Genomic DNA, 8,810 nt, shown 5'->3' with positions numbered 1-8,810 from the left:
TCGTTGAAACCCCACCGGAAGGCGACGTCCGTGACGGTCCGCTCCCCGGATCCGTGCGCGAGTTCCCGGTAACAGACTTTCAGGCGCCGCTCGCGGATCCAGCGCCCCACCGTCGTGCCCGTGCCGGCGAACGAGAGGTGCAGCGTGCGCACGGAGACGTCGAGCGCTTCCGCGACGGACGAGGCGGACAGCTCCGGGTCGTCGAGACGATCCTCCACATAGCGGCGGACCCGGTTCAGGAGGGCCGCGCGGGCGCTCGCCGAAGGGGACGCCTCCACAGGAGGCACGAGCGCGGAGTCCAAGGTGTCGAAGAAGTTCTGGCAGGCGATGGCGAGTCCCGCGTCCGAGAGGTGGTCCAGCTCGCGGACGATCGCGCGTAGCTGATCGGCGGCGATCGCCGCCAGACCGGTTCCCGCCCCGACCGGCACGGGGCCGCTCGCGCGGGCGGCCGCGGCCGCGAGCCCCTGCGGGACCATGCCGCGCGGAAGCAGGAGGGAGAGCTCGTGGTGGGGCTCGACCGCGTCGAAGGCACGCGCGAGGTCGCTGTCCCACACCAGCAGGTCATGGGGGCCGACGGTCACCTCGCCGTCCCCGTACCGGCACACCAGCCGGCCGCTGAGGTTGATCAGCACCCCGATGCGCGCAGGCCGTCCCTCGGCGTCGTCGGTCCTCCGGCCCGCGTAGCGCCCGCCCCGGAACTCGGCGACGGTGAGTTCGTCCAGGCTGCGGTAGCGGACAGCGGCCCGGAACCGGTCGGGCTCGGGAAATGTCAGCGTCCACGGGAGGTGCAGCTCGGGCATCTTGCGCGTCCACGCGACGGGCGCACGGTTCTGCGACAGTCCATCGGTCGACCACGTGCCGGTACCGACCATCCCGAACACCTCCGCGAGCAGTGCCACCACCATTGTGCAGTGCATTCCTGCCACGCGGGGGAGGGCAACAGGCTGTGCCGCTCTGCGGACCGCGAGGCCGTGCCGGGGGGGCATGAGGAGGGGGATCGGCTGCACGAACGTACAACCCGGGTTGCGCTCTGGGACAAGCGGTGCCGTCGCCTGTTGCGCAGAGTTCTCCTCACCGTCACCCGCGCCGAGCCCTCCTGAGAGGAGTCTCGGCTCACCACGGAAGGACCCAGCGGTGAGCGAATTGCGTCCGGTCGTCCTCTACGGAGCCAGCGGATCCACCGGCCGACTGGTGGCCGAATACCTGCGTGAATACAGCATCCCGTTCGTGGCCGCCGGCCGGAACAAGGCCCGGATCCAGGAGGTCATGGACAAGGTCCCGGGGATCGAGACCGCGGACTACGAGATCGCCGAGGTGGACGGCTCTGTCGAGTCCCTGACTCGGCTGTTCGAGGGCCGGAGCGTCGTGTGCAACGTCGTGGGCCCGTTCCTCCGCTACGCGGCCCCGGTCGTGGAGGCGGCGATCCGGGCCGGCTGTCACTACCTCGACACAGCCGGTGAACAGACCCATATACTCCGCCTGCTCGACGAGTGGGGCCCGCGTTTCGCCGAGGCCGGCCGAGTCGCCTCGTCCGCGATGTCGATCCAGTACGCGCTGCACGACATCGCCGCCCGCATCTGCCTGGAGACACCCGGCGTCGACTCCCTGGAGCTCGGCTCGTACGCCAATGCCATCCCCACGGTCGGCTCCACCCAGTCGATCTTCGACGTGATGCGGGCGGAGGCCCACTACCTGGAGGACGGCCGGCTGAAGAAGTACGACCGGGTGACCCGCCAGGACCTCGTCGTGCCCGGTTCGGGCTATGTCGTCACCGGGCTGAACTGGGGCGGCACCGCGATGCCGGTGTTCTTCCGGGACGACCGCCGGGTGCGCAATTGCCGCATGTTCGTCGCGATGCGGAACGAGGACATCTACAAGCGGGTCATCGACCTGGAGCGCCTGTTCAAGGTGTCCCTGCAATGGCTTCCGGAGGAGACCCTGTACCCGGTGCTGGACAAGATGGCGGCCGGCATGACGCCGGGCAGCCCACCCCGTGAGAACCGCCAGATCCACCGCTCCATCGACTGGTGCACGGCACGCGGCAACACGGCCACCGCGCGGGTGGTCATCCACAGCAGCACCGGATACCAGATGACCGGCCTGATGCAGGCGTACGCGGCCTCCCGGCTGCTCGGCTCCACCCACCACGGCACCGGTTTCCGCTCGCCCGCCGAACTGCTCGGTCACCGTGAGCTCATGGGCGCCCTGGAGTCGTACGGCTTCGCGCGCGTCACCGAGGAGAGCGTGGCGTGAGCGCGCCACCGGTGTGGATCGCCGGCGTCGGCATGACCCCCTTCGGTGTCCGGCGAGACGCCTCCGTCAAGGACCTGACCAGGGACGCCGTCACCGAGGCACTCAAGGACGCGGGCGGGCGGCTCGGTGACGTGGACGCGGCGTACTTCGGCAACACCTGCCAGTCGGTCCTGGAGGGCCAGCTGGTCGTCCCGGGCCAGATGGCGCTGCGCAGCATGGGCTTCGAACGGATCCCCGTGATCAACGTCGAGAACGCGTGCGCCACGGGAGCGACGGCCCTGCACCAGGCCGTCCTGCACGTCCGCTCCGGTGCCGCCGACGTGGTGCTGGCGGTCGGCGTGGAGAAGACGAACGTCGACGACAAGCGCAAGATGCTCGGCCTGTTCGACGGTGGCGTGGACGTCCACGACCCCGACGGCGTACGGGCGGTGCTCCGTGAGCTCGGCGGCGACGTCCCCGACGACGCCGGCGTGCCGCGCAGCATGTTCATGGACATCTACGGGGCGCTCGCCCGGTCGCACATGAAGACGTTCGGCACGACGAGGCAGCACCTGGCACTGGTCGCGGAGAAGAACCACGCACACGCGGTCTCCAACCCGCTCGCCCACTTCCGCAAGGCCATGTCGGCCGACGAGATCCTCGCGGCCCGCACGGTCACCGAACCCCTGACCGTCCCGATGTGCGCGCCCCTCACCGACGGCGCCGCCGCGGCGATCGTCTGCAACGAGGCGGGCCGGGCACGCCTCGGGGGAAGTCGTCACGTCCGCGTACTGGCCTCGGTCCTTGGCACCGGAACCGTGCGCTCCCTGGCCGACTGGGAGCACTCGGTCAGCGCGCTCGCGGCGCAGGACGCGTACGAGCAGGCAGGGATCGGGCCGCAGGACGTGTCCGTCGCCGAGGTGCACGACGCGTCGGCGTTCGGCGAGCTCCTCCAGACGGAGCTGCTGGGATTCTGCGAGATCGGGGCCGGAGGCGCGTTCGCCGCATCCGGCGCCACCACTCTGGGCGGGCTCCTCCCCGTCAACCCGTCGGGTGGGCTGGAGTCCAAGGGCCATCCCATGGGCGCCTCCGGCCTGGCGCAGATCCACGAACTGGTGCAGCAGCTCCGCGGTGAGAGCGGAGCCCGCCAGGTCCCTGGCGCACGCATCGCGCTGGCGGAGAACGGGGGCGGCATGTACGGCGGCGAGGAAGCCGTGGCCGCGATCACCGTCCTCGGCGCGTAACCGCCACCTGTTGAGACATCCCTGAACGGAGCCCGCCATGACCTACAAGACCCTCGCTCTGCGGCGCGAAGGCCGCATCCTCCACGTCGACTTCGACAACGCACCGCTCAACCTGATGACGATCGAGATGGTCGGCGAGCTGTTCGACCTGGCCGGCCGGCTCGTGTTCGACCGCGAGACCTCGGTCGTGGTCTTCGGCAGTGCCAACCCCGATTTCTTCCTCGCGCACTTCGACCTGAACGACCTGTTCCGCTCGATGAGCGACCCGAACGTGCCGCAGAGCAAGTACGACGACATCAACGTCGTCCAGGCACTCACCAGCATGTGGGAAGCGCTGCCGCAGGTGACCATCAGCCTGGTCGACGGCGTCTGCCGCGGCGCCGGACTGGACTTCCTCCTCGCCACCCACATGCGCTTCGCCACCCCGGAGAGCCGCCTGTGCTTCCCCGAGGCATCCGGCGGATTCCTCCCGACCGGCGGAGGCACCACCCGCCTGGCCCTGCAGATCGGCCCGGCCCGCGCCCGCGAAGTCATCCTGTCCTCCCGCGACTTCGACGGCGACGAGGCGGCCGCCTACGGCATCGTCAACCGCGCTCTGCCCGCGGACGACATCTGCGGCTACGTCGACGACCTCGCGCAGCGGCTCGCCGCCCGTTCCACCGGCACCGTCGCGGCGGTGAACGAGGTGTTCACCAAGGTCTACAACAGCGCGGTCGACGCCCAGTTCTCCGGCTTCGGTGTGGAGAACAACGCGATGCGGACGCTGCTCGCGATTCCCGCCGTCCAGGAGCACCTGCAGAAGCTGGCCGGCCTTCAGGACGTCGAGCACGAGCTGGACCTGCCCGCCACCATCGCGGCGCAGGGCGACCTCACCACGGCCAAGTGAAGGAGGGGGAGCCGACGATGGCACAGCAGACCGAACAGAACGTCTCCGACGAGGTGCGCCCCGGCCTGCCGCACGTGGAGCTGACCGGCTTCGAGCCGCCGCTCGGCGACGACGAGCGCGCGGTCCAGCAGGCGATGCACCAGTTCGCCCGCGAGGTGATGCGCCCGGCCGGCATCGCGATCGACCGACTGAGCGCGGAGGAGGTCGTCGCCCCGGACTCCCCGTACTGGCAGTTCCTGAAGACGGCGGCGGCCTCCGGCATCGAGTTCGACGCGACGGTCGACGGGGTGCCTCCCCAGGCCCTGGCCCGCCTGCAGGCCATCGTCGTCGAGGAACTCGGCTGGGGCGACGCCGGCCTGGCCGTCTCCCTGGGGGCCGGAGCGTTGCCCAAGCTGATGGCGGCGCGGTCGGGCAACCAGGAGCTGGTCGACCTGTGCGAGGGCAGGCTCGGCTGCTGGATCGGCACGCAGCCCGACCGCGGCTCCGACGGCCTGAGCCTGTACCCGGCGGAGCGGCACGCCGCCGCCCGCCAGGGCAACAAGGGCAACCTGACCGCCAGGGTGTCCGGCGGCGAGATCGTGGTCAGCGGGCAGAGCTCGGCCTGGGTGTCCAACGGACCGGTCGCCCAGGTCGGCCTCCTGACGATCGCCGCCGACTACGGCGAGGGGTTCTTCGACGCGGAGGGCCACCCGCGCGGTGTGGAGGTCGTCGTGCCGCTCGACCTGCCGGGGGTCAGCCGGGGCAGGCCGCTGGAGAAGCTGGGCAAGCGAGCCCTGCCCCAGGGCGAGGTCTTCTTCGACGACGTGAAGGTGCCCGCCCGCTTCGCCCTGTCGGTCGGCGACGACTACTGGCCCGGTCACGCGTCGAGCTGGTCCTCGGCCGGCGTCGCCATGGGCCAGATCATGACCGGCCTGGGCCGGGCGGCCTTCGAGTACGCGCTGGAGTACTGCCACGAGCGGCGGCAGGGCGGCGCTCTGCTCGCCGACCACCAGTTGGTGCAGTACCGGCTGGGCGCCATGGCCCGCAAGCTGGAGACCATGCGCGCCGTCTCCCGGCGGGCCACCGACTACACGTTCCTGTCGCCGAAGAAGCACCCCTACTACACGGCCGGATCCAAGGTGACCTGCACCGACCTCGCCTTCGAGGTGGCCGACGAGGCGCTGCAGTTGTTCGGCGGTTACGGACTCACGCGCGAGTACCCGATGGAGAAGCTCTTCCGTGACGCCCGGGCAGCCCGCATCGAGGACGGCGAGAACCACCTGCTGACCATGAAGTTCGGCTACCTCACCGCGCTGCTGCACCGCGCCGGCTGGGCCAGGCCATGAGCCGCGGACGATCGAAAGGAAACACCCCATGGCAGTGACCGACTTCTTCGATCGTGGCTGGCGAGCCAACCCGGACGGCGTGGCGTTCATCGCAGGCGAGAGGTCCTTCACGTACCAGGAGATCGGGGAGCTCTCGTGTCGCGTGGCCCATGCCCTGCTGGAGCGGGCGACCGGCCGTGAGGCGAAGGGCGCGGTGCTCGCCGGGAACGACCCGGTCGCGTGGGCCTGTGTCCTCGGGCTGTGGCGGGCCGGGCTGGCGTGGGTTCCCGTCAACCCCGCCACCCCGCCCGAGGAGATACAGCGGCTGCTCAAGGGATTCGACTGCGAGGTGCTGTTCTGCCACGAGCCGTTCCTGCCGGTCGTCGAGAAGCTGCGCCCCGACCTGGACGAGCTGCACACCGTCGTCTCGCTGGGTTCCGAGGCGGCCACCGCGTCCAGCGCCGGCGGCATCACCTTCGAGGAATTCCTCCGCGACGCCCCTGCCGACCGCCCCGACTTCATCCCCTCCCCGGAGTCGGTCGCCGGCATCATGCCGACCGGCGGGACGACCGGCGCCCCCAAGGGAGTGATGAACACCCACCGGGGTCTGAGCGTCAGCGCCTCGCAGCAGATGCTCGCCGCCTCCTACTGGGAGGACGACCCCGTCGTGAACCTCGTCGCCGCACCGATGACGCACACGGCGGGCACCCTCACACTGCCCTGCACGGCGCGCGGCGGCACGGTCGTCGTGATGAGCCGGCCGGATCCGGTGCAGCTGCTCGACCTGATGGAGAAGCACCGCGTCACCGAGCTCTTCCTGCCCCCGACCGTGATCTACCGGCTGCTGGAGATCCCCGGCATCGAGCAGCGGGACTTCTCCTCACTGAAGTACCTCATGTACGGTTCCGCGCCCATGTCGACGGAGAAGCTGCGCCGAGCCATCGAGGTCTTCGGCCCTGTCATGTTCCAGGGCTACGGGCAGACGGAGGCACCGGCCGCGATCGCCTTCCTGCGGCCCGAGGAGCACTTCACCGACGGCAGGATCGCCGACGACTCCCGGCTGTCGGCGGCGGGCCGCCCCGCTCCGCTGGTGCGCGTGGAGATCCTCGACGACAACGGCAGAATCCTTCCCGCCGGCGAGACGGGTGAGATCTGCGTGCGCGGCGACCTGGTCATGAAGGGCTACTACAAAGCCCCCGACAAGACCGCAGAGGCCCTCGTCGACGGGTGGCTGCACACCGGAGACGTCGGTTTCCTCGACGCCGAGGGCTACCTCCACATCACCGACCGCAAGAAGGACATGATCATCTCGGGTGGCTTCAACGTCTACCCGAGTGAGGTCGAGCAGGTCGTCTGGAGCCACCCGGCCGTGCAGGACTGCGCCGTCATCGGCGTTCCGCACGAGGAATGGGGTGAGGCCGTCACCGCCGTGGTCGAGCTCAACCCCGGTGCGCAGCTGACCGAGGAGGAGCTGATCGCGTACTGCCGGCCGCAGCTCGGCGGCATCAAGACCCCCAAGCAGGTCGTCTTCCTGGACGTCCTGCCGCGCAGCGCCAATGGAAAGGTCCTGAAGAAGGACGTCCGTGAGCCGTTCTGGCGCGGCCACGAGCGGCAGATCTAGCGAACGGTCAGAAGGCCCCGGCGGAGTACGGCGGGTCGGCTGCCTACGTACGGCGGCTTCCGAGGAACTCGCCTGCGTCGGCCCAGCCGTCGCGGCCTGTCTGACCTTCCACACCGGCATGGGACCCGTTTCCGTGCCATTGCCTCAACCGAGTCTTTGGACGTCCCCGACCAGGGCCGCGCCGAGCTTCCTTCTCGCCGAGGCCGGTACGGCGTACTCGACGCACGTGTCCGTCTGCATAGCGGTCACGGCTACCTGACCGGACAGACCCCGGGTCCGACGAGATCGCGCAAAGCGATCGGTAACGACCTGGGCCGGATCCACCTCCTGTGCCCGCGACTCTCTCAAGGAGAATCTCATGCCCCCTTCCACCGTCAACCGTCAATGGCTGCTGGAACGCCGCCCGGTCGGTGCTGTCACCGCCGAGGACTTCCGGTTCAACGAAACCGACATCCCCGTGCCCACAGACGGCGAAGTGCTTGTTCGCTCCCTGTACTTCGGCTACGACGCCAGCCAGCGAATCTGGCTGACCGACGACGGCGGCTACATGGAGCCGATCCAGATCGGTGAGCCGATGCGGACCATGGGAATCGGCCAGGTCGTCGCCTCACGAGACCCCGGTTACCAGGTGGGAGACCTGGTCGAGGGCTTCCTGAGCTGGCAGGACTATGTGCTCGCCCGTGGCGACGGCCCTATGCCGCTGCGCGTGCTGCCGCGTGCGGACCATCCACTGTCCTGGAACCTCGGCGTGTTCGGCGTCGGCGGACTGACCGCCTACTTCGGCATCACCGACGGCCTTCAGGTGAAGCCGGGCGACACCGTGGTCGTGTCGGCCGCGACCGGGGCCACCGGGTCGCTGGCCGTCCAGATAGCCAAGGCGCTCGGTGCCAAGAGGGTGATCGGTACAGCCGGTGGAGAGGAGAAATGCCGCTGGGTGGTCGAGAGGACCGGTTGCGACGCGGCCATCGACTACAAGACCGACAACCTCGACGCACGACTGCGCGAGCTGTGCCCGGACGGCGTCGACGCCTACTTCGACAATGTCGGCGGCGACATGCTGGACACGATGCTGCTGCACATGAACCCGCTCGGACGCGTGCTGATCTGCGGTGCCATGTCATCGGACTACAGCGATGTCAAGCTGCAGGGCCCCAGCAACTACATGCGCATCTGCACCCACCAGCTCACCGTGCGGGGCATCCTGCTGTTCTTCTACCGTGACCGACTCGCGGAGGGAGCGGCCCAGCTCGGAGAGTGGGTGAGGGAAGGCCGCCTGCACGTCGAGGAGCACGTTGTCGAAGGATTCGAGCACGCCCCGGCCCTGCTGCCGACGATGTTCACCGGCAAGCAGCCCGGCAAACTGATCCTCAAGGTGGCGGACCCGGACTGAGTGGAACGAGGACCGAGCGACCGGTGACGGTGGTCACCGGCGCGGCGGGCAGCCCCGGGCCGGGGGGGCCCCCCCCCGGAGCCGTACCCAGCGGCCCGGGCGGCCGGGCCGCGACCGTGCGGCCGCCGGGTTC

At 69.7% G+C, this 8,810-nt stretch carries 7 protein-coding genes; 6 read left to right on the top strand and 1 reads right to left on the bottom strand.

Annotation, left to right across the window (positions count from 1 at the left end):
• Positions 1-905: helix-turn-helix domain-containing protein (locus ACFU5F_RS41395; RefSeq protein WP_383898731.1), on the bottom strand; the 905-nt coding region annotated here is incomplete at its 3' end.
• 229 nt (positions 906-1,134) lie between these two features.
• Here ACFU5F_RS41395 and ACFU5F_RS41390 point away from each other — a divergent pair.
• The 6 genes from ACFU5F_RS41390 to ACFU5F_RS41365 all read left to right on the top strand — a co-directional run bounded on the left by ACFU5F_RS41390 (position 1,135) and on the right by ACFU5F_RS41365 (position 8,677).
• Positions 1,135-2,253 (top strand): saccharopine dehydrogenase family protein, encoded by a 1,119-nt coding sequence (locus tag ACFU5F_RS41390; protein WP_383898729.1) that lies wholly within the window; start codon positions 1,135-1,137, stop codon positions 2,251-2,253.
• Complete coding sequence (locus ACFU5F_RS41385; RefSeq protein WP_383898728.1) at positions 2,250-3,476, top strand: thiolase family protein; 1,227 nt, start codon at positions 2,250-2,252, stop codon at positions 3,474-3,476. The genes ACFU5F_RS41390 and ACFU5F_RS41385 overlap by 4 nt, the downstream gene beginning before the upstream one ends.
• Positions 3,477-3,513: 37 nt before the next feature.
• On the top strand, positions 3,514-4,362 hold the full coding sequence (locus ACFU5F_RS41380) for an enoyl-CoA hydratase/isomerase family protein (RefSeq protein WP_383898726.1): 849 nt from the start codon (positions 3,514-3,516) through the stop codon (positions 4,360-4,362).
• Between the two features lie 17 nt (positions 4,363-4,379).
• Positions 4,380-5,687, top strand: a complete 1,308-nt coding sequence (locus tag ACFU5F_RS41375) for an acyl-CoA dehydrogenase family protein (RefSeq protein ID WP_383898725.1) — start codon at positions 4,380-4,382, stop codon at positions 5,685-5,687.
• A 28-nt stretch (positions 5,688-5,715) separates the two neighbouring features.
• Complete coding sequence (locus ACFU5F_RS41370; protein ID WP_383898723.1) at positions 5,716-7,287, top strand: AMP-binding protein; 1,572 nt, start codon at positions 5,716-5,718, stop codon at positions 7,285-7,287.
• A 358-nt stretch (positions 7,288-7,645) separates the two neighbouring features.
• On the top strand, positions 7,646-8,677 hold the full coding sequence (locus tag ACFU5F_RS41365) for an NADP-dependent oxidoreductase (protein ID WP_383898721.1): 1,032 nt from the start codon (positions 7,646-7,648) through the stop codon (positions 8,675-8,677).
• The last annotated feature ends 133 nt before the right edge of the window (positions 8,678-8,810 follow it).

It is taken from the genome of Streptomyces sp. NPDC057438 (assembly GCF_042802995.1).
Taxonomy (GTDB): Bacteria; Actinomycetota; Actinomycetes; order Streptomycetales; family Streptomycetaceae; genus Streptomyces.
The sequence above is the reverse complement of the archived record's forward strand: the minus strand, read 5'-3'. Positions and strand labels throughout refer to the sequence as shown.